The following is a 489-nucleotide window of genomic DNA, read 5'->3' as shown; positions in this document are numbered from 1 at the left end:
GGTGAAGAGGGCCCTGGAGGCCACGCTCGGGCTCGCCGACGTCGAGCCGCGGGGCCCGCAGAGCTTCGCGCAGCTCGGCGGCGACTCGCTCTCCGCGGTGCGCTTCAGCCGCCTCGTCGAGGAGCTCTCCGGCGCGACCGTGCCCGTGGGCCTCGTGCTCGACCCGACGAGCAGCGTCGGCGCGCTCGTCGCTCACCTCGAGCGCGCCCTGGCGGGCGGCTCGGCCCGGCGCGCCGCGACGTTCGACGCGGTGCACGGCGCCGGCGCGGAGCGCGTGCGGGCCGCGGACCTGCGGATCGACAGGTTCCTCGGCCCGGACGAGCTCGCGGCCTCGGCGCGCTCCGCGCCGGCGGCGCCGGGTTCGGCGTCGACCGCTCCGACGAGCGCCTGACCGCGGGCGGCACGCTCGACGCCCGCCTCACCCGGCGGCTCGTCGGCCCGCTCACCGCGGGCGGCGGCCTCGGGCTGATCGTGCCGTTCGTGCGCGAC

At 79.6% G+C, this 489-nt stretch carries 1 protein-coding gene; it reads left to right on the top strand.

The window, feature by feature from the left end; all coding sequences use genetic code 11:
- On the top strand, window positions 1-391 hold a 391-nt coding region (locus BN4575_RS22770), incomplete at its 5' end, for an acyl carrier protein (protein WP_176716461.1).
- Window positions 392-489 lie beyond the last annotated feature (98 nt).

The sequence above is a fragment of the Aeromonas sp. EERV15 genome, assembly GCF_900079845.1.
GTDB lineage: Bacteria > Pseudomonadota > Gammaproteobacteria > Enterobacterales > Aeromonadaceae > Aeromonas > Aeromonas sobria.
This window is presented reverse-complemented; position numbering and strand designations above follow the sequence as displayed.